The organism is Paenibacillus tyrphae (genome assembly GCF_024158745.1).
Lineage (GTDB): Bacteria > Bacillota > Bacilli > Paenibacillales > NBRC-103111 > Paenibacillus_G > Paenibacillus_G tyrfis_A.
This window is the reverse complement of record NZ_JAMZAW010000021.1, coordinates 89260-110868: the sequence shown is the minus strand read 5'-3', so window position 1 is coordinate 110868 and position 21609 is coordinate 89260. Positions and strand designations below refer to the sequence as shown.

The 21609-nt window shown below is 56.1% G+C and carries 16 protein-coding genes; 7 read left to right on the top strand and 9 right to left on the bottom strand.

The features are described from left to right. The first annotated feature begins 1 nt into the window (after position 1). From pqqC to NI000_RS27005, 7 genes are all read left to right on the top strand, one after another. Positions 2–709, top strand: coding sequence for a pyrroloquinoline-quinone synthase PqqC (pqqC, locus tag NI000_RS27035; protein WP_253414469.1), 708 nt, complete (start codon positions 2–4; stop codon positions 707–709). After that, positions 706–981, top strand: coding sequence for a pyrroloquinoline quinone biosynthesis peptide chaperone PqqD (gene pqqD, locus NI000_RS27030; RefSeq protein WP_253414468.1), 276 nt, complete (start codon positions 706–708; stop codon positions 979–981). Before pqqC ends, pqqD begins: the two co-directional genes overlap by 4 nt. Then, the gene (gene pqqE, locus NI000_RS27025) at positions 972–2120 is read left to right on the top strand and encodes a pyrroloquinoline quinone biosynthesis protein PqqE (RefSeq protein ID WP_253414467.1); all 1149 of its coding nucleotides are present in this window, start codon (positions 972–974) and stop codon (positions 2118–2120) included. Before pqqD ends, pqqE begins: the two co-directional genes overlap by 10 nt. A gap of 99 nt (positions 2121–2219) precedes the next feature. Continuing rightward, positions 2220–3812, top strand: coding sequence for a spore germination protein (locus NI000_RS27020; protein ID WP_253414466.1), 1593 nt, complete (start codon positions 2220–2222; stop codon positions 3810–3812). Beyond that, positions 3781–4890, top strand: a complete 1110-nt coding sequence (locus tag NI000_RS27015; RefSeq protein ID WP_253414465.1) for a GerAB/ArcD/ProY family transporter — start codon at positions 3781–3783, stop codon at positions 4888–4890. The genes NI000_RS27020 and NI000_RS27015 overlap by 32 nt, the downstream gene beginning before the upstream one ends. Further along, positions 4887–6044 carry a Ger(x)C family spore germination protein gene (locus tag NI000_RS27010; protein ID WP_253414464.1) on the top strand — a complete coding sequence of 386 codons (1158 nt, stop codon included), beginning with the start codon at positions 4887–4889 and terminating at the stop codon, positions 6042–6044. The genes NI000_RS27015 and NI000_RS27010 overlap by 4 nt, the downstream gene beginning before the upstream one ends. 4 nt (positions 6045–6048) lie before the next feature. Beyond that, a complete protein-coding gene (locus NI000_RS27005; RefSeq protein WP_253414463.1) occupies positions 6049–6276 on the top strand; it encodes a hypothetical protein in 228 nt (75 codons plus the stop codon). Positions 6277–6361: 85 nt separating this feature from the next. On the opposite strand, the gene NI000_RS27000 is transcribed toward NI000_RS27005, so the two are convergent. The 9 genes from NI000_RS27000 to NI000_RS26960 all read right to left on the bottom strand — a co-directional run bounded on the left by NI000_RS27000 (position 6362) and on the right by NI000_RS26960 (position 21419). After that, the gene (locus tag NI000_RS27000; protein ID WP_253414462.1) at positions 6362–6883 is read right to left on the bottom strand and encodes an RNA polymerase sigma factor; all 522 of its coding nucleotides are present in this window, start codon (positions 6881–6883) and stop codon (positions 6362–6364) included. Between the two features lie 141 nt (positions 6884–7024). Further along, entirely contained in the window at positions 7025–9760 is a 2736-nt protein-coding gene (locus NI000_RS26995) for an alpha-mannosidase (RefSeq protein WP_253414461.1), read from the bottom strand. A gap of 24 nt (positions 9761–9784) precedes the next feature. Continuing rightward, the gene (locus NI000_RS26990) at positions 9785–12898 is read right to left on the bottom strand and encodes an alpha-amylase family protein (RefSeq protein ID WP_253414460.1); all 3114 of its coding nucleotides are present in this window, start codon (positions 12896–12898) and stop codon (positions 9785–9787) included. Beyond that, entirely contained in the window at positions 12895–14214 is a 1320-nt protein-coding gene (locus NI000_RS26985; protein WP_253414459.1) for a glycoside hydrolase family 125 protein, read from the bottom strand. The genes NI000_RS26990 and NI000_RS26985 overlap by 4 nt, the downstream gene beginning before the upstream one ends. Positions 14215–14459: 245 nt before the next feature. Continuing rightward, positions 14460–15386: a carbohydrate ABC transporter permease gene (locus tag NI000_RS26980; RefSeq protein WP_174806914.1), complete on the bottom strand. Its 927-nt coding sequence runs from the start codon at positions 15384–15386 to the stop codon at positions 14460–14462. Between the two features lie 21 nt (positions 15387–15407). Continuing rightward, the gene (locus NI000_RS26975; protein ID WP_253414523.1) at positions 15408–16343 is read right to left on the bottom strand and encodes an ABC transporter permease; all 936 of its coding nucleotides are present in this window, start codon (positions 16341–16343) and stop codon (positions 15408–15410) included. Between the two features lie 126 nt (positions 16344–16469). Continuing rightward, positions 16470–17945, bottom strand: a complete 1476-nt coding sequence (locus NI000_RS26970; protein ID WP_253414458.1) for an ABC transporter substrate-binding protein — start codon at positions 17943–17945, stop codon at positions 16470–16472. Between the two features lie 149 nt (positions 17946–18094). Beyond that, on the bottom strand, positions 18095–19618 hold the full coding sequence (locus NI000_RS26965; RefSeq protein WP_253414457.1) for a response regulator transcription factor: 1524 nt from the start codon (positions 19616–19618) through the stop codon (positions 18095–18097). Continuing rightward, positions 19611–21419, bottom strand: a complete 1809-nt coding sequence (locus NI000_RS26960) for a sensor histidine kinase (RefSeq protein WP_253414456.1) — start codon at positions 21417–21419, stop codon at positions 19611–19613. The genes NI000_RS26965 and NI000_RS26960 overlap by 8 nt, the downstream gene beginning before the upstream one ends. Positions 21420–21609 lie beyond the last annotated feature (190 nt).

Below are 21609 nucleotides of genomic sequence, written 5' to 3'. Positions count from 1 at the left end.
GATGAGCGAGTCATGGTCGAACGACGAATTTTTGATACGGCTGCGCCGGATCGGCGAGCAGCGGTATCACGACAAGCATCCTTATCACATCCGCATGCACGAGGGAAAGCTCAGCCCGGAGCAGCTTCGGGCCTGGGTCGCCAACCGGTTTTATTATCAAAAAAACATCCCGGTCAAAGACGCGCTCATCCTGGCCAAGCTGCCTACCCGGGAGGACCGGCGCCGCTGGCTCCAGCGCATCGTCGACCACGACGGCCGCGAGGGGGACGAAGGCGGCATCGAAGCGTGGATTCGCCTTGGGGAAGCCGTCCATATTTCCCGCGAGGACCTGCTCAGCGAGCGGCTCGTGCTGCCCGCCGTCCGCTTCGCGGTCGACGCGTACGTGAACTTCTGCCGGCTGCAGCCGTGGCCCGAGGCCGTCGCTTCCTCCCTGACGGAGCTGTTCGCGCCGACGCTCGTCTCCCGGCGCATCGTCGTCTTCGAGGATTTGTATCCGTGGATACGCCCGCAGGGGCTTGATTATTTCCGCACCCGGCTCCATCAGGCGCCGCGCGACGCCGATCACGGACTGGAGCTCGTGCTGCGCGAATGCCGCACCCGCCGCGAGCAGGAACGGGCGGTTGCCGCACTCTCGTTCAAGTGCGACGTGCTGTGGTCGCTCCTTGATGCGCTGCAGCTCGCTTACCCGGACGGGGAGAGCCGCGTATGAGCTGGGGGCTGCAGGAACGGCCGGCCATTCGTCCCCCCGCCCGCATGAAATACGACGCGCTGCGCAAGCAGGAGCTGCTGCTGCTCCCGGAGCGTGTCGTTCAATTGAATGAGACCGCCGGAGCGATTCTGCGGCTGTGCGACGGGCAGCGAACCGTCGGGGAACTGACGCGCGAGCTGGAGGAGAAGTACGGACAAACCGGCCTGCAGGACGACATTGCCGAGTTTTTAACGCAGGCCGCGGAGGAAGGCTGGGTGGAACGATGGATCTAAGCTTGCCGTACGCGCTGACCGCCGAGCTGACTCACCGCTGTCCCCTCCGCTGCCCGTATTGCTCCAATCCGCAGGAGCTGGAGCAGCGGGACAACGAGCTGCCCACTGACGTATGGCTGCGCGTCCTGGAGGAAGCCGCCGGGCTGGGCGTCGTCCAGCTGCACCTGACAGGCGGGGAGCCGCTGCTGCGGGCCGACGCCGAACTGCTTATTGAACGGGCGCGTTCGCTCGGCCTATTCGTGAATCTGATCACAAGCGGCGTCGGGCTGACCGAAGCGCGCCTCCGCCGGTTGGCGGAAGCCGGAGTCGACAGCCTGCAGCTCAGCCTTCAAGCGGCGACCCCAAGCCTATCCGACCATATTGCCGGCTTCCAGGCGTTCGACAGGAAGCGGCAAGCCGCCGCGCTCATCCAGGCCGCAGGCCTTCCTTTGAATATGAACGTCGTTCTGCACCGGCACAATATCGGGGAGCTGGAGGCAATCGTCGAGCTTTGCCTCTCCTGGGGTGCGTCGCGGCTGGAGCTGGCCAACACCCAGTATTACGGCTGGGCGCTCGTCAACCGAGAGACGCTCATGCCGACGAAGGAGCAGCTGAAGACGGCCGAAGCCTCGTTTGACGAGCTCAAGAAGCGGATCGGCAAGCAAATGGAGCTGATCTGGGTCGTCCCCGATTATTACGCCGAGCTCCCGAAGCCTTGTATGGGAGGCTGGGGCCGGATCTCGCTTACCGTGTCCCCGAGCGGCAAAGTGCTGCCTTGCCCTGCCGCTTCGAGCATCGAGGCGCTCACGTTCGATTCGGTCGTGGACCGGAGCCTCGCTTCGATCTGGTACGAATCCGCCGCGCTGAACGCCTTTCGCGGCACGGATTGGATGCCGGAGCCGTGCCGCAGCTGCGACCGCCGCTTCGAAGACTTCGGCGGCTGCCGCTGCCAAGCTTATCTGCTCACCGGCGATGCACGCCAGACGGACCCGGTATGCCGTCAGTCGCCTCACCGCAGCTTGATCTCGGACGCCGTTGCCGGGGCAAACGAAGCCCGACCAACAGCTTCGGGCTCCGCCGAAGCGCTGCCTTCCTACGTTTATCGGGGCTCTGCGGCAGACCGTCCCGTTCGACGGCAGCCGGGAGGAGCGGCGGTATGAACATGTTCGATGCCTATTGTCCTTTTTATCATTATGCATAAATTATCCTCTTTTGGATGAATACTAGCACCAGTTCGCGCATGAGGGGGGGCCGGCGGCTTGACATTTCGTTTTTTCAATAAACATCGGTCGTTCTCGAGACCAGCCGCGCCTGCTCAGCAACCGGTCGACTCCCGGGAAATTCCCTCTTCCATTGAAGAAGCGATTGGTGTAGTAAAAAGCACATTAGGCGAAAGCCCGGATGTGATTTTCCGATCCTTATCGATTGGGGATAGCGGAATTCGCGGTTCGATCGTATACATCGAAGGCCTTACAGAGAACTCCGTCATCAACCGTCAGCTCATGGAATCCATTCTTAGCACCCGTGTGGGAAAAGCCGAATCCGCCCCCTCGAACCTGCTGGATCTTCTCGCGGCTAACGTGATTCCAATCAGTCCGATCCTGCGAATCGGATCATTGTCGGCCCTGACCGATGCCCTGCTTCGCGGACACGCCGTTCTGCTGGTCGATGGCTATAGCGAAGCGCTTGGCATGAATGCAGCCGGTTGGCCTATGAGGGACGTCAAGGAGCCGACGAATGAGAATGAGATCAGGGGGCCGCGGGAATCGTTTATCGAGGATTTGAGCACCAATATAGCCCTCATCCGCCGAAAAATAAATGACGTACAGCTGCGTTTCGATCGTATGGAATTGGGCAAAGAAACGAAGACCCAACTATGTCTTGCCTATATGAAGGGAGTTGCGCCGGATTCGCTTATCGAGGAAGTCAAAAGCAGAATCGGCCAAATCCGCACCCGGGGCATTCTGGAAAGCAACTATATCGAAGAATGGATTCAGGATCATCCGAAGTCGTTATTCCCGCAGATCGACATAACGGAAAAACCGGACCGTGCGGCCGCCATGCTGCTTGAGGGGCGGGTTGCCATCCTCACGGACGGCACCCCATTCGTCCTCATGGCTCCGACGGTATTTTTGCAGTTGTTTACGACCTCGGGAGACTACTATTTAAACTTTTGGTTCGCGTCCTTTTTACGTCTGCTTCGTCTGACTGGATTTTTGGTATCTCTGGTAACGCCGGCGCTCTACATCGCGGTCACGACCATGCATCAAGAAATGTTCCCGACTCCTTTGGCCTTGCGGATTGCAGGTGCCCGTGCGGATGTGCCGTTTCCGGCGATCGTAGAAGCCTTGATTTTGGAAACGGCGTTCGAGCTATTAAGGGAAGCCGGAATCCGGCTTCCCAAGGTCGCGGGACAAGCTGTCAGCATCGTGGGGGCGCTGATCATCGGACAAGCGGCAGTTGAAGCCGGGATCGTCTCACCGATTATGGTTATCGTTGTAGCCATTACCGGCATATCATCGTTCTCGCTGCCAAGCTACGGTTTGGCTTCGGCCGTTCGGTTGATCCGTTTTCCGCTCATGATCTTGGCTTCCATCCTGGGAATTCCGGGGATCACGGTTGCTTTACTGGCTCTCTTGACGTATTTGGCATCGATGAAATCGTTTGGCGTCCCGTTCTTATCCCCATTATCGAATACGATGTATTCGGATTGGAAAGATACGCTCATTCGGCTGCCCCTGCCCGTCATAGGAAGAGGAAATCACCGCTTCGGAAAACCAAAGCATGGCTTTAGCGAGTTCGATCCGGAGGAATCGCCGCATGTCCAAGAGCATCAGCAAACCGGTCATTAGCGCTTCTCAAGTCGGCCTTCTCATTGCTGCCAATCGAATTGCAATGATGGTCGTCTTTTTACCTGTTGTTACCCAAATCTCCGGTGGAGCAAAAGATGCCTGGATAGCTTCGGCCATCTCCGGCTTGTGCAGCTTTTTTATTGTCTGGCTTAACGTGTATTTAGCTCAAAGACATCCTGGCCTAACGTTGGTGGGAATTTGCCGAAAATTGCTGGGACCTTGGGCGGGAAGCGGTCTTGCGCTTATTTTCCTGTGGTTTTTTTTCCACATCTCCATCCTATTGATGAGAGACTTCGCCGAAGTGCTGAGCAATGCGCTCATGCCGGAAACACCGCTTCCGGTTTTCATCTTTTATGTGACGTTGGCGGCCATTTTTTGCGTGCATCGCGGACTTGAAGGAATCGTCAGGGCCAATAACATTACGATGCCTATTTCCGTCATCACGCTTGTATTCATTCTTTTGCTCGTATCCAAAGAGATTCATCTGGATGGGCTGCTTCCCTTATTGGACGATGGATGGCTGCCGGTGTTAAAAAGAACGGTAATTCCAATCGCATGGTCAGGGGAAGCCGTTCTCGTCTCGATGCTGTATCCCTATGTGCATGACAAGGACAAGGTTATGCGATACGCGATGCTTGCCAACTTGGGGGCCATGGTATTACTCATCCTGTTATCCGCTGCAGTTATTGGAGTTTTCGGCGCGAATGAAGCTCCGAACTTATCGTTGGCCGTTTTTTCGTTAACACGCATGATTTCAATCGCCCGGTTTCTGGAGAGAATCGAGGCCGTCATGGTGGCAGCCTGGATCAGCCTGCTGCTTACCAAAATATCGATCTATTTGTACGCTGGAGTGACAGGAGTTGGCGAATGGATGAAACTTAAAACGTACCGATTTCTGATTACTCCCATGGCGGCGTTAGCCATGATTTTAGCCGTGGCTTCCTTCGACAGCCTCGCAGATGTGCTGTACAGTACTTCTCCCCACAACTTCGGCATATATGCCATTACGATCGAGGCAGCTCTACCCGCGCTGCTTGTGGCGCTTTCCATCCTGCGCCAAAGGAAACATCCGCTATGAGCAGGACCCTGTCCTCTCGGATTTGTCTTGCGCTGACACTCCTTGTGGGGCTTACGGGCTGCTGGAACCGCAAAGAGATCGAATCGCTCGGTTTCGTGATCGCTGCAGGGATCGATCCGGCCCGGCAGGGCTACTTATTCAGCACGCAGGTTGTCAATACGGACGCCATGTCCAAAAACAAGTCGGAGAAAACTCCGCCCTATTTCGTTTACACCTCCACAGGCGAAACGATATTCGATGCGGTTCGGAAAGCGACCCATACTTCGCCAAACAAGCTTTTTTGGTCTCATACCAAAATGCTTATCCTTAGCGAGAAAACGGCCAAGCAAGGAATAAAACATGTACTTGAGTTTTTCAGCCGGGATGCGGAAGAACGAAGACATTTTTTGCTGGCCGTTACCCCCGGACTGGCGGAGGACGTACTGAAAGCCGACGTGAAAACGAAAAAAATACCGACGCTTGCGCTTCTGGAATTAATGGAGCTTTACCGGGCTTCCTCCACAGCGCCGCGCACCACCTTAAACGATTTTTTGCGAATGTACCAAAGCAGTACAGGTATCTTACTCCCTGTCGTAAAGATCATCCGAGATCAAGCGGGCAAGCAAAGCTACTACCTTGCCGGCTCGGCTGCTTTTCGAAAGGATACGCTCGCAACTTACTTGACCCCGATTCAGACCCGCGGAGTACTGTGGGTTTTGGGGAAAGTAAAGAGCGGCATTATCGTCGCCAAGTGCCCGGGAACAAGCGGGGATGCTCCGGAGAACCGCGTTTCTTTTGAAGTATTCAAGGCCAAATCGGACATCAAAGCCGAGAAGCGGGAGGGGCGTTTTCTATTAAAAGTGACTATCGAGGAAAGCGGGAATTTAGCAGAGGCTTCGTGCAGTCACAATGAGATTGACCCGAAACCGATGCATACCTGGGAAGCCATAAAAAAAGAAAAAATTGAAGCCGAAATTAAAGAGGCGATCGCAAAAGCGAAAGAAGCGAAGACAGACGTATTCGGGTTCGGCGAAGTCATTCATCGGGCTTACCCACAGGACTGGAAAAAAATAAGCAAACAATGGGACGACATGTTTCCCACGCTGAATGTCCAGGTGTCCGTGGAAACGAAAGTAACAAGCAGCGCTCTATTGCAGCGAGTGGGAGGCAAGTGACCCGATGATCATTTTTGCGGCTGTAATCGCCATGGTATGCTTAAGTCTTAAGGATTTGCCCCGATTACTGAGCTCCGGTCTAAAAAAAGAAATCGCGATGTACTCGTTGTTGACCGTGTCTATTCTTGTATTGGGTACCCTGGTCCTGTTGGAAGTCAAATTCATGACGCCGCAAAAGATCATTAACGAAGCAATGGAAAACATCGTGAAACTCGTTGCCGCAGTGTTCTGATGGCAAAACCGAAGATAGCAACAGGCTTCGAGAAAAAAATAAATCCAAGACCTGTACGGAAGATTCACTGTCCCAAGGTCTTGGATTAATGCATAATTATCCCGAAGCTCAAAGGGGAGCGGGGCTCCTCCATCCATTCGCTTAACCGTTCCCTGCTGCGCCACACGCCTTTTTTTACACGCTCCGGGGACATCTCCAGAATTTCCCCTATCTCTTCGTAGGATAGCTGACATTCGTACTTCAGCGATACGATCAGCTTCACCTCATCCGGCAGCGCATCGACGGCTTCAAGGATCGTACGGGGTCCGAGCTTGCCCGGCTTCAGCCTGCGATTGGTCGAAGCTTTGGCCATTTTGCACCGGTGAATAAGCACCCGGTAGGCAGCCGTCCTCATGGAACTGTTCGTTGGCTCAAACCCTTCCTCCGCATGTCTGCGATACAGCTCGACAAACGTACGCTCCACTTCCCGCGCCGCAAGCTCGCGGTCTTGGAGCAGCCGGTGCGCAAGCCGGTAAACCGGATCTTGCAGCGATTCGATGAAGCTGCGAAATTGTTGAAGCTGTTTTTGGCCGTCTGCAGAAGCCGGCTGGTATTGCTGTGGATTCATGCTTTTTGCCTCCGTTCTCATCATCTCTTCCATTATAAGAACGCGATGTGTACTTCAAGTGTCTTTTTTGGAAAAGCAAACACAAAAAAAAACAGCCTAAACCCCGATTCTCGAGGTTTAGACTGCTTGGCAGCATAGATCTTATTTACGCTTAACGCCCAGCGTGACAATCTCGTAAGGACCGACCGGTAAAGACAGGCTCGGCTCCTCCGAAACGAGCGCTCCCGCTTCCTCCAAGACGTTGCTTTTGTAGACCGATTCCGCGCCGCGGGCCGAATGCAGCCCCAGCTCCGTTCCGGCCGCTTCCATGTTGAACCATCTCAGCATGAGATCGCCGGAAGCCTCGCTCACTTTCATGGACGAGAACGCAAGCGCGCCGCCTTCCCAGCGGTACGGGGCATAGCCCGAAGCGATGGAACCGCCGTGCACGCCGGTTTGGCAAACCGTCCACGGAATCTGGAATAGGTACGCCTCGGCAAAAGCGCCCGAAGCCGAACCGTCGCCGCTGTGCGGAATAATCTCCATCCGCACCGTGTGCTCGCCGAGACATTGTGCCTCCGGCGTCGGGAACAAGCCCCAATCGCCCAGCTCGCTGACGGATCGAAGCAGCGTGACGGCAATCGTATTGCGTCCGTCCCGCAACACTTCGTACTCTTGAAGCCCGAGGTTGGCGATCGTGAGGCCCGCCCCTGCTCCGCTTACGTCGACAAACGCTTGCTGATGCTGCGCATTGCTCGGATTTTCCCACTCGGCCGCCGGTTCGTTGTCCCGCGTTGCAATCTCGAAGATCGAATCGGCGCGGTGTACCGCCGTCTCCACGTCGGTCGGGAAGAGCGCGCGCAGCCGGTGATCCTTCGCCTGGTTGTTGAAGGACGCCTGCAGCTCGAGACCTCGGCCGCTGCGGCTCAGACTGACCTGTGTGCGGATCGTGAGCGGCACCATCTCCTTGACGCGCTGCCCTTGGCGGTGCGGGAAATAGACCAACTCCCGCTTCTCCTGCTCGAACACGGCATCGCCGGATGCCGGAACCGACCATTCGTGCACGATTTCCACCGTCGCACGGTACGGCGTATCCTCGACGATGCGGATATCCGCCTTCAGCCCTTTCGTCGTCAACGCCGTCTCGCCGTTCGGCTGCTTATACATATATTCGTTCCCAATATCGCCGGTATTCTCGTACACGCCCAAATCGCGGAACGTGCGGCCCGTTTGCTTGTCCGTCACAGCGAGGGAACCATCCTCCGCGATCTCGACGCGAAGCAGGGCGTTCTCCATCACCCGGTCGCCGTTCAGCAGCGAAGCGGCATCGGCAGCCGGAGACGAAGCCGGATCGGCTGGCTTGAGCCACGCGTACGCGGCAACGCCAAGCGCAGGCACGTTCTGCGCCTCGAAGGTGAGGCTCACCCTGCGGCACATATACGGCTGGCGGAACTTGTCGTCCGGCAGGTCGTAGCCGAACTGCAGGCCCAGATCCTGCATCGTGAACGGCACGACGCGGCCTTCCGCATCGACCAGCGTGCGGCCGGAGACGTCGAGCGCCTGCATGCGGCGGCTCATCTCGTCCAGCGGGAAGCCGTCGCGGAAGTACAAGCGCTCCGCGTCCAGCTCCACGGTGACGACTCCGGTTCTATCCCAGCCCGTCGTATTGAAGACGACGAGCGGACGCGCCTCCGCACCCATGCGGGCGAAGACGGACGTATCGACCGCTTCCGCAATGACGCGCTTGCTGTCGTCGACGATCGTCTCCGCCACATGGCGGCTTTTGTCGAAGCGGGTCACCATCTCGCGGTGCACCTCGTCCACGCTGCAGCCGCAGATGCTGTCGTGCGGGTGGTTTTGCATCAGCGTTTTCCAAGCGTACGTGAACAAGTGGTGCGGATACTCCTTGCCCAGCAAGTGCGCGAAGGACGCGAGCGGCTCGGCCACTTTCTCCAGCAGCGCTTGCCCCCGCTGGTTCATCTGCTTCAAGTAAATGCGGGCGGACGCGGTATTGACCAGCGTCGACCAACCGTCCGTACGCTGGCTGCGCAGCTCGCCCTTCACCACGGACAGCTCCCGGTCCAAGGACCGGTTCACGGCCTGCAAATAATCCGCCACGTTCGAGTGGACGAAATCGGTGTCCGGGAACAGCTTCCGCGCCGTGTGGATCGCCTCGGACAAGTCCTGCTGGATTGGCTGGTGGTCACATCCGTTCATGAACAGCAGCTCCCCGGTGGAAGCGTATTTCTCGGCATCCGCCAGCTTCCGCTCCCAGTACTCCTTCGCTTCCTTCTCGTCCGTCGGAACCTCCATCCCGTTGCAGTACCAGTTCGCGAACAAAATGCCAAGTACCCGCGAGCCGTCCGGGCCTTCCCAGAGCAGCTCGGAGAACGACGATTCGTAGTCCGAATCGGACACGGTATTGTTGAAGCCCGTCGGCTTAACGCCGCGGCCGAACATCGCGTTGTCGATACCGGCCTGGCGCAAAATTTGCGGCGCCTGCCCCATGTTGCCGAACGTGTCGGGGAAATAGCCGACCTTGGCGATCGTCCCATACCGCGCAGCGTCTTGATGCCCGATCTGCAGGTTGCGCAGGTTCGCTTCGCTGCTCGTCAGGAATGCATCCTGCAAAATGTACCAAGGCCCGATATGAATGCGTCCTTCCCGGATGTACGCTTCAAGCTGCTCCTTTTTTTCCGGCCGGACCTGAAGATAATCTTCCAAAATAATCGTCTGGCCGTCCAAATAAAAGCTCTTGAACTCCGGATCGCGCTCGAGCGTATGAAGCAGCGTGTCCATCAGTTGGATCAGCAGCATATGATGCTTTTCATAAGGCAGATACCATTCCCGGTCCCAGTGCGTATGGGAAATGATATGCGCGGTTCTTTTTTTGCTCATGGCTTGTGACGCCTCCTCCCCGGACTACTCTCCGGTCACTTGGATATGAACTTCCTTCGGCCGGTACACGGACTTCAAGCGGCCTTCCCGGTCGACCGCGAACAGCACCGAACGCTCTTTCTCCAGCACAAACGAATACCGGCGTCCCGTAGCCGGGTCCTTCACTTCCACATCGGTATCGAAGGCGAATTCGGACACGAAGACGAACAGTGCGCCGTCTTGGAAAGCGAGCTTCCGTCCGTACACGCCCGGGAATCCGCCCCCGCGAAGCCATTCCAGCTCCGCGCGGAAGCCCGCCGCCGTCAGCGCGTGTTGGTACAGCATCGCAAGCGGCTCGGCGCGCTCGTTCAATTCGACCGGCAGCGGGCACCAAAGGAGCCGCCCCGAACCGAGCGGAACGTCGATCAGCTTGTCGGCTTTCGCCTCTGCAGCCTCGTCCGTCCGAACTTCCTTCGCCACCTCGGCGATCCGGCGCTGTCCGAACGAAACAGGCAGCAAGCGGCCGTCGAGCTCCAGCATTTCTTCGCGCCGCACGTTGGCCGGACGGTAAGAGCCGACCGTATCCTTAAGACGCTCTTCCGGCTGCCAGTAGGCATCCAGCCCGAGAGGACCGGTGACGAGCAGCGTCGCTCCGGTAGCCCGTACAATGGCGATCAATTTCGCAAACGCTTCGCTATCTATATTATGTGCGCTCGGCAGGATGATCAGCTTCGCCGGCACTTCTGCAAGTGAATCCAGATGGTATTCTCCGACTCCGCGGAAAGGAACTTTCAGCTCGTAGGACAGCATCCGCGTCAGACGGGTCGTCGCATCGAACGCCAATTTCCTGTTGGAAAAGTCGTTGGAATACGGGAAGACGACGGCGACCTCCTCCAGCTTGCGGCCTTGGAACAAGTCCCGGATGTCGTCCATAAAGCGGCCGAAGTCATAGGAAACGTCCGCCTCCGGCTTCTCCGTTCCGTCCGCCCGCAGCGCCCCGATGTGCGATTCGTTGGCATTGTCCATATAGAAATTGGTGTTCCAAATCCAATGAACCGCCCCCGCGCCGCCCGTCGAGAAAGCATAGGCATATTTGCGCTCCAGGATGCTGCGCAGCTCCATCTCCGATCGCTTCGCCCGTCCGTCCGGCGTCTCGACGTACATGATGCCGGTCTCCTGCACGAGATTCGGCTTATCCGGCGTCTTCGCAAAGATGCCGTCCCATACAAGATGATCGTTCAGCCACCACGAGTGAACGGTCGTGTAATCCGACGCCTCCGCGTAGAAGAACGGCGACGGCCGCTGCGCACCCAAGGCTTCGTCCTGCCCGACGACGACCATATGGTCGGGGCAGACGTCCTTGATCGCGTCGTAGAGCTGCTTCGCCCACCGGTTGTGCATCTCCATCGAGAACAGCGCGTAGTCGAGCCAGCGGGTGCCTTTTTTCCCTTGGTGCATATCCTGCACGTTGAAGTTGATCTCTTCCGGCTCCGGCGGTACAGCCGATTCAAAATTCGGAAGCTGCTCCGGCGACATGTTCCAGCGCTCCTGCAGCCGCGCAATCGAGCCGTGACGCTGTTTTAGCCATTCGCGGTAAGCCGCCAGCTCGAACGGATCGCGGCACGACCGCGGGCCGTCGGAGAAAATTTGCGGCGGATCGAACATCGACGGCTCGTTGATCAAATCCCAGTCGACATGCTTCGTGTCCCGATGTCGCGAGACGATCGAACGCACGAACCGTTTCTGCGCTTCCACACTGCGCGGATCGAGGTAAGGGTTGAGGCCTTCCCAAGGCTCCGGCGTAAACGAGAAGAACGTAAACGTGACCTGCAAATCATGCTTCTTCGCCGTAAGCAGGAAGGCGTCGATCGAGCGCAGCACCTCTTCGGAAGCGTGCCCGTCGACCTGCATGATGTTGCGGTACGCCGTCCAGATGCCGGTCCGAATCCAGTTGATCCCGGCTTTCCTCATCTGCGCCATGTCACGGTCCCATACGGCCGCATTCGGCAGGAATAAAAACTTGCGCGCCACGTCCGATGTCATGTATGTCATCCCGACGACCGGTAGCGGACGTCCGTCCTTGACGAAATAGTCCCGGCCGCAGCTGACCGGCGTGCCTGTGGCCAGCAGCTTGGCGTCCATGCCCCAGAAGCCCTGCCGCAGGATGCGCGTCTCCCCGTCCGGCGCTTGCACCTGACAGACGATATGGTAAAAGCCGCTCTGAATGTCAAGCGGGACGGAAATGCGGTGAATATTCAGCTCCTCCGTGACGTCCGCCTCAAAGCGGTGCTTCCAGGAGGCTTGCCCTGCCTCGTGCTCCAGGGAAACCGAGAATTTCCAAGCCCCGTCGCCCGCCCCGGTCCCGCGCCCGATCCGCTGCGTTTGCAGCGTAAGCATCGCCCGTTCGCCCGGTTCGTACGAAGCGTAGTTCGGCTTGATCCACAGCTCGGTCACGCCTTTGGCGCAAAACGCGGCCCATTCCTTCAGCGCTTTGGCCCCGCCCTCGTTCCAGAATGCTGCGGTCAGCGGCAAATGAACGAACAGCCAGCGGCTTCCGACGAAGGGGCCCTTCGTTTGCTCCCAGAGCACGACCGGCGCAGCCACCTCCCGACCTTCGGCCGAGATGCCTTTCAACAGCGGATAAATATGCGTGTCCATCGGTCCGGCGGAGCCCATCTGATGCGGCAAATCGCTGCTCTTCGTGACATGCGGCACCAGATTCCACGTGTCCGCTATCGTAAGCAGCGCTTCCTTGCCGGCCAGCAGCGGAATGTCGGTTGTGGCGGCCAGCTTCTCTACCGACGCCGCATCGACCCGGAGCGCTTCATGAATATGAAGCTGCTGATGGTAAGCGGTTTGCTCGGCTTCCACATGCCAGCCTCCGTTCTCCTCCCGGACCGGGTGCTTGAACGGCGCGCCTCCGGCGCTAATGAGCCCGCCGCCCTGCCGGAGAAAGCCGAGAATCGCGGGCCAAGCGGCTTTCGGAAAATACGGCGCATGCAGGTTGACGAAGCAGCCGCCCTCGGCGGAGCTCAGCGCCTCCGCCAAGCGGTCCGCCGGGACAACCTGCCCCACACCCTGCAATAGTCCAGCATCGACCTGCATCCCTTCGCCGAGCGGAAAGCCCGGATCGTAGAAAATGACGATCGGCCGTGTCATACAATCCCATCCTTCATCGCTTCGTATACAAGCAGCGAGAACAAGCTGTTGGACCATGCAAACCAGCTGCGCGTGAAGATGGTCGGGTCGTCCGCATGGAAGCCTTCATGCATGAAGCCGGTATCCGCGTCCGTCGCTTCCAGCATCGCCAGCATTTCAAGCTTTTCTTCTTTGGTGACCGCCGTCAGCCCCTGCATCGACAACGCCATATGCCAAATATAATCCGGCGGCGTATGCGGGCTGCCGATGCCTTTGGCTACTTTGCCCTCGTAATAGAACGGATTCTGCTTGCTTAGGGCAAACCGTCTCGTATTTTGATAAATCGGGTCGTCCGGCGTCGTGTAGCCGATATACGGAATCGACATGAGTCCCGGCGTTCCGGCGTCGTCCATCAGGCAGTAGTTGCCGAAGCCGTCCGTCTCGTAAGCGTAAATCGGACCAAACTCCGGATGGCGGTAGATGCCGTACAGCTGAATGCCGTGATCGACATCCGCTTCCAGCTTCTTCAATTCGTCGACGAACGCCAGATCGCGAAACACCCATTCGGCCATCTCGCGCATCTGCCGCAGCGTCACGACCGCGAACATGTTGGACGGAATGTTGTAGTGGAAATCGCAGGCGTCGTCGCTTGGACGGAAGCCGGACCAGATCATTCCCGTGTAATTCACCGGCATGCCCAGGCCGTTGTTGCGCAGCGAATCCGTCGGCACGTCGTTATTGCGCATGAAGCGGTACGGCGACAGCTCGAAGTGGCGCTGCTCCGTTTTCCACAGGTCGACCGTTTTGCGCATCGCGGACTTGAAGTTCATGTCGAAAATGTCCGTCCGCTCCGTTTCCTTCCAGTACTTGTAAGCCAAGCGCATCGAAAAGCAGATCGAATCGAGCTCGAATTTGCGTTCCCACACCCACGGGGACATTTCGGTCTCGTCCGTCGTATTCCAGTGCCAGTCGTTCGCCGATTCGTTGAAGGCGTTGGCATACGGATCGATATGGATATATTGAATATGCCGTTTAATCAGCCCGGCGATCAGTTGCTGCAGGTCCGGGTCGTTCTTCGCCAGCGGCACGTAATGAATCACTTGCTCTACGGAATCGCGCAGCCACATCGCCGGAATGTCGCCGGTAATAATGAACGTCGTTCCGTCTTCCATCCGTTTCGTCGTCGTCGCCAGCGTGTTCGGGAAGCAATTTTTAAACAATTGCAGCAGCTTGGGACGGTGAGCCAGCTTGACCTCCGCTTCCGCCAGCACGTCCTGCACCGCCCGCGGCAGCTCCATCGCAGGAATCGGAATTTTAGGTAATCTGAATTGTTCCATCTCGTCCGTCAACCTCCATTTTTTCTACTACTCACCGAAGGAGGAAGGAATGTTTTTGGGGTCGGGTACTCACACGGCTGTAGTAGCACGCGGTGGGGTATCCACTGGAGGAGCGATAGCGTTCGCCTTTGTCCGCGGGAAATATCCGCCGCCAAGCGGCTTAAATTAAAGATTTCCTGCGGACAAGAGCGACCGGAAGTGGATACCCCACCGCCCGCCGCCGCCTCTTACCCGAAAAAACTTCCTTACTCCTTCACCGCACCAACCGTCAACCCTTGAATAAAATACCGTTGGAAGAACGGGTACGCGAACACAATCGGCCCCGTCGCCAGGACGACCATCGCCATCCGCGACGTATCCTGCGGCAGCGATTGCAGTACGGCTACGCCCATTGACGGGTTGCTCGTATTTTGCAAAATAAACTGCATGCTCGTCTCGATCCGCATCAGCATGGATTGCAGCGGCACCAAGCTCGGCTTGTCAATATAGAGCAGCGCGTTGAACCAGTCGTTCCAGTACCCGAGGGTGCTGAACAGGCCGATCGTCGCGAGCCCCGGAAGCGATAAGGGCAGAACCAGGCGGAAGAAAATCCCGAATTCGCCCGCACCGTCGATTTTTCCCGATTCGATAATGGCATCCGGTACGCTCGTAGAGAAGAACGTCCGCATAATCATGATGTAGAAGGCGTTCACGGCCAGCGGCAGGATGAGTCCCCAGATGGAGTCCTTCAGCCCAAGCAGCTGCGTGACGACGATATAGGTCGGGACGAGCCCGCCGTTGAACAGCATCGTGAAGAAAGCGAAAAACGAAAAGAAATTGCGGTATTTGAAGCTTTTGCGCGAGATCGCGTAGGCGAACAGCGCAATCATAATCATGCTGAGCAACGTACCGATCACGGTAACGGCAATAGTGACACCGTAGGACCGCAGCAGCTGATCCCCGGCTTTAAATACATAGCGGTAAGCTTCCAGACTCCATTTTTCCGGAATGATCCGGTAGCCGTTGCGCGCCAGCGTCCCTTCGTCCGTAAACGAAATGATCGTAACGAACACGAAAGGAAACACGCACGCAATCGCCAAAAAGCCGGCAATCAGGTTAAAAATCACGTTCCAAGCCGGAGACAAATGATGAAAATCCCGGCTTCGTTTCATCGTTCGCGCAGACACGGTCATCTCCTCCTTTTTCCATATGGATTAATACAATGCGTTGTCTTTATTGAATCTGCGAACAATGGCATTGGAGGTAATGACGAGCACGAAACCGACGAACGACTGATACAAACCGGCCGCGCTGGTCATGCCGATTTCTCCGGTAAATTTCAAGCCGCGGTATACGTACGTATCGATGACGTTGGTAACCGAGAACAGCGTACCCGAATTGCGCGGTACTTGATAGAACAGCCCGAAATCCGCGTAAAAAATACGTCCGATCGCAAGCAGCGTCAGAATGGTAATAAGAGGCGTCAGCATCGGCACCGTAATGTGGCGGATTTGCTGCCATTTGTTCGCTCCGTCGATCATCGCCGCCTCGTACAGCGATTTGTCGATCCCCATAATAGCCGCCAAATACACGACGCTGTTGTAGCCGATCGATTTCCACAGAAAGACGAGCGTCAGAATAAGCGGCCAATACGTCGGATCGTTATACCACTGCGTGGCGGTGAGCCCGAACGCTTTGGCGATTTGGTTGACCATGCCTTTGTCGAAGCTGAGGAAGCTGAATACGAAATACCCGACAATAACCCAAGACAAGAAGTAAGGCAGGAACATCCCGGTCTGATACAGCTTGGCCAGCTTCTTATTGGCGATCTCCGCCAAAATAATAGCCAGCCCGACGGCCAAGACGAGGCCGATTACGATGAACACGGTATTATACAGCAGTGTGTTCCGTGTAATGAGAAAAGCGTCCTTCGTGCTGAACAGAAATTCGAAGTTTTTGAGCCCGACCCACTTGCTGTTCACAATGCTGGCCAGAAACCCGTCGCGGTGGTACCGGTATTCCTTGAAAGCGATAACCGTCCCGGCCATCGGCAGGTAAGAGAAGAAAAGAAACCAGATCGTGGCGGGAAGCACCATGAGAAGCAAGGCTTTGTTCCGACTGAGATCCTTGAGCACACCCTTCACATTCATCACCCCTCGCGTTCAAAGAGACGGGGCGAATGAATGCCATTCGCCCTGAGTCCCGTTCTTATCGTTCACCTACAAAGCTTCGGTCAAAGCTTCGGTCAAGAAGCTCTGTTGCCTTTTGAAGCTTGATTATTTTTTGGTTGCTTTCCATGCGTCGATTTGACGCTGTGCTTCTTCCATGATTTTGTCGAGTCCGGCAGCTTTAAGCTTTTGGTTGGCCTGCGGAATAATTTGATCCGGATCGACCGTACCGGTCATCAGCGGCGCCCAGAATTCTTCTTTGACGTTCTGTACCGCTGCGATTTCGCTCGTCACTTTGGACGGGTCGAAGTTGAAGCCCAGCAGCGCAGCAGGCTTACCGGTAGCGTTGAATTTCTTGAAGCCATCCCATTTGTCCTTCGGATCGGTCGGGTTCAGGTACGTGAGCATCAGGTTACCCAGCGAGAACGTCGGCATATCGTAGTTTTTCGATTCCGGCAGGTTCTCCATCACGTTGTCGCCGACTTTTTTGTAGTGCACGCCTTCGATCCCGGAGTCGACCATGTTGCGCAGCACCGGATCGGTATTCAGCAGGTTCAGGAACTCCATTGCCTTCTCCGGATTTTTGGAGTTCGCCGAAATCGCTTGCATCGAGCCCATAACGGACCAGTTGTAAATGTAAGCCGGGCTGGCTGGCGTGGAGACGACCGGATATCCGTAGCTTGCCGTCCACAGGTTGTCCGCGAATGGCTGCGTCGTTGCTTTGTCTGCAAACCATTTGCCGGTTTTTTGAACGTCCGTCGAGGAAACCATCGTTGCCGCTTCCGTAGGAATGTAGCCGGCTTTGTAATATTTGTGCATCGTTTGGAGCGTTTGCTTCATTTCCGGCGTGTCCAGGATGTTGAGAACTTTGTAGTCTTGATTGTCGACTCTGACCGCCATCGGCATTTTCTCGATCACGTAGTCGTACGGTACGAATACGCCGTAGTTTTTGTCGACGGAGAACGGAATAACGCCCGGATCTTTTTCTTTAATCGTTTTCAAGAGCGGCTCCAGGCTTTCCAGCGAGTTGACGTTCTTGATATCGAGGTTGTACTTGTCGAGCAGTTGCTTGTTGAAGCGCCATACCTCTTGCGCCGGCAGTTCTTTGTTGGCCGGAATGCCGTAGTTGTGGCCGTCGACTTTGGAACCGCTTAAGAAGGCGGGATCAAGCATGTCCTTGATGCCTTTGCCTTGTTTCTCAAGCAGATCGTCGATCTTCATGAACGCGCCTTTTCTTGCGTTCTGAACGTAGTCGAACGCCCAGGAAGACGTGAACATAATATCCATCGGCGTACCGGAAGCGGTCATGACCTGCATTTTTTGCGAGTAATCGCCAAAGTCGATCATGTTCATTTTGACGGTAACTCCGATTTTTTCTTTCGTATATTTGCTGACCTCTTCCATGACCCGGTCAACGTCCTTTTGAGGCGTGCCGATCGTATACCAAATCAGCTCAACAGGTTTGCCCGCGGCGCCCCCTGCGTCCTGCGCGCTGTCCTTGCTGCCTCCGCATGCGGTCAAGACGACCGAAGCAGACAGCATGAGCGCGAGTCCGGCAAACAGGCTTCTTTTTTTCATTTTCATGTTCGCAGATACCTCCCTTTTTCTTTCAAGCAGCCGTTGAATCGTTTCAATGGCTACCTTTACATTAACTCAAGAAAGCATTTACAAATAGGCAAGAAACTAAAGGTATGCTGTACAAAATAAAGAAAGGGTCTGCCGTTTTTTACCCTTCACAGCAGCCCTTTGTAATCCGTCGGAGAAATCCCGACATATTTTTTGAATTGTTTGTAAAAATAACTGGTTTCCCAATACCCGACGGTTTTGGCGATTTCCTGAACTTTCAGATGCGTCTCTTTCAATAACGTCTTCGCCTTCTCGATGCGGTACTTGTTGATATACTCCGTGAAGTTCTCGCCCGTTTCCTTATGGAACAGGTGGCCGAGATACACCGGATGAATATTGAACTGCCCGCTGAGCGTCTTGAGCGACAGCTCTTCGGCATAGCTGTCGTGAATCAGCTTCAGCACCTGCTGAATGACGGGGCTGCGGACGTCCTGGATCAACGAATCGACGGTTAAGCCCGCCACCGTCTTCACGGCGTCGGCCATCCGGTCCACCGTTCCGGCATGCAGCACACGGTCGAAGGCTTCCTGGTACAGCTCGGACGAATCCGTATGCTTAATCGCTTTCAGCTCCATCTTGAAGCGGATCATCAGCTCGATAGAGATTTGCTGGAGTCGGGCGGGCGTCATGCCCTCCTGCGCCAAGAGCCGTTCGTAATCCTGATCGATGCGGGCGAGCAAGCTATCTTTATCTTTGGCTAAAATAAGCTTGGAATATTCCGCCCACTCCAGCGGAAAATCGAGTCCGGCCGTCTCGCCGGAAACGGCGACCTCCTCGTAGTCCAGAATGTCGCGGCCCTGATAAAGCAGGAAAAACTCCTGCGCCTTCTTCGCATGCGCGTAGCTTTGCGCCGCCTCGTAAGGCAGCCGCTCCACACTGCCGAGCGAAATGCGGCAAGAGCGGGAAGCCTCGGCGTGATCCGCCTTCATTCGGGCCAGCATCTCCAGCGCGGCGCGCTTGCCCTCCGCCGGCTCGTCCAGCGTAAAGACGACGACCAGTTCTCCGTCCATATTGTGAAACGGGATGACCGACAAGCCCGGCAGCTTCTGTTCCGCGGCGAAGTCGGCGTCTCCCGTGTCTCCCTCTGGAAAACGGACGAGCGCCACAAGCACATAGGGACGGTTCAGCTGCAATTGCAGCAGCTCGGCACGCTCGTCGAATTCGTTCGGCGCAATCTGGCCGGTCAGCCACCGGTGCATAATATGCTCCTTCAGAATGCGCATGTCCTGTTCGCCCAAGACGCGCTCGGCTTGCGCAGCGTTCAGCTTGTCCGTCGTCGTGGTCAGCGTGGAGCGAAGCTCCTGCACGTCAATCGGCTTGAGCAAATAATTTTCGATCCCGAGCCGCATGCCTTCCTTCAAATAATCGAACTCGTTGAAGCCGCTCAGGATGATGACCTTGAGGCCTGGATTCCATTCGCGGACGGCGCGGACAAGCTCCAGCCCTGTCATAACCGGCATCGAGATATCCGTGATCAGAATGTCGGCGGGAGTATGCTTCAAGGCGTCCAGCGCCTTCTGCCCGTTCCCCGCGTGACCGACGATTTCGAGCCCCAACGCGGCCCAGTCGATAATATCGTACAGCCCTTCAATAATGAAAGGCTCGTCATCCACCAAAAACACTCTATACATCGGATTCTCCTGCTCCTTCCTTTTCCGGGAACCACACGGTCACGGTCGTACCGGCCCCGGGCTTGCTCTTCAGCTCCATCCCGGCCCTATTTCCATGCAGCAGCTTGAGCCGCTCGTAGACGACCCGCAGTCCGAACGAGCCGCCGACCTCTTCGGGCGCTCCGAGCGCTTGCTTGATCTCCTCGAGCCGCTGCGGCTCGATCCCTCTGCCGTTATCCTCCACCCGGACGCGAATTGTCCCGTTCTCCCGGGAGAACCGGATGACGGCGCGGTTATCGTCCCGGTCCGCCTCGATGCCGTGAACAATGTAGTTTTCGATGATCGGCTGGAGGAACATTTTGACGACGGGAATCCCATACAGCTCCCGGTCGCATTCGATGGCGTAAGTAAATCGATCTTTATACCGGATACGGAACAGCTCCAAATACAGACGGCACGCCTCCAACTCGTCCTTGAGCGTATAGACGGCTTTCTGCTGCACCACGTTGCGGAACAGCGCCGACAGGCTGAAGATCATCTCGCCTACGTCATGCGCGCCTTGGGAGATAGCCCGCATCCGGATCACTTCGAGTGTATTGTACAGAAAATGCGGATTGACCCTCGCCTGAAGCGCCGCGAATTCCGTATGCTTTTGCCGGATTTCCGCTTTATACACCCGCTCAATATAGCGGTTCAGCTCGTCCAGCATATCGTTGAAGCTGCGGGAAATTTGGCCCAGCTCGTCTTCCTTCGGCTCGATGATGCGCGAGGTCAAGTCTCCGGTCTCTACCTTTTTCATGAACCGGATAATTTTGTTCGTCCGCTTGGCGAAATTGATCACCACGAGCGACGGAAACAGAATGGCAATCAGAATGCCCAGCACGCTGGCGATGAGGATCGTCCGTTTCCAGCCTTGGGAAGCGGCTGCGATCTCCTGCTTCGGAATCGCGCCGACTACGACATAGCCCGCCTGGTTTTGCGCCAGCGTCGTAATATACGATTCCTGCTCCAGCATGCCCGTCTCCTGTTGAATTTGGTTCATATAAGGATAAGACTTGCCGTAATACGTGCCGGAAGAATCGAAAATTACATTCCCGTCCGGGGTCAGCACGAGAATGGTCCCCTTGAGCGTCTCTTTGTAGCTGGCCAGCGACTTCCAAATGCCGTCGGAGTCGAAATAAATCAAAAGCTGCCCGATATATTTCAGTGAATTTTTGTCGTTCATGACAGCCCGGACGGCAAACAGCCGGGGGTCCCATTGATCGATTTCCTTGCGGATCCACGGATTCGGCACCGAAACGTTCTTGTTGTCCAACGCCATCGCGTCCGGGACATAGGAATGGACGGCATTTGTAATATGAAGCTTCGCCGATTTTTGCCGGTTGTACACATACAAGGACTGCTTCTCTGCGCTGTACAGCATCAGATTCCGGATATCCGTATCGTCCTCAATCCGGTTGGCGAAATAGGACAAGCCGTATGGAGCGACGTCTTCTTCATAATATCGGTTCAATCCGTGCTCGATATAATCCCGAAAATCATGCTGCAGGAAATACGAGATGTCGGCAGCTAGCCTCGGATCGCGGTATACACCAAGCACCATCGATTGCACCGACTCGTATTTTTCGCTCAAAAACGCGTTTACACTTTCCATCGCCTTCTTCTGGTTGTCCATCTCCCGCTGTACGACAGATTGCGACATCACGTGATACATCATGTACGAGAGCGTGATGATGGTCAGAATCGTAATGAGGGCAAACGAAAGCAGCAGCTTCATGAACAAGTTGTTTTTAATGTATCTCCGGTATACGCTTCCAATCATCGTCCCACCCCCTGCTGCCGTTCCTATGCTTCGATCCCTAAATTATAGCATGTCTGAAAATGAATCGGGACATGTTCCAAAATAGTTCAAAAGTTCGATTTTTCACAAACGAATTCCCGGGATCACTGTGATCTAGATCATATTTTCCGGGACAAGCTTTCCTCACAATAGAGATAGACCATGACAATCC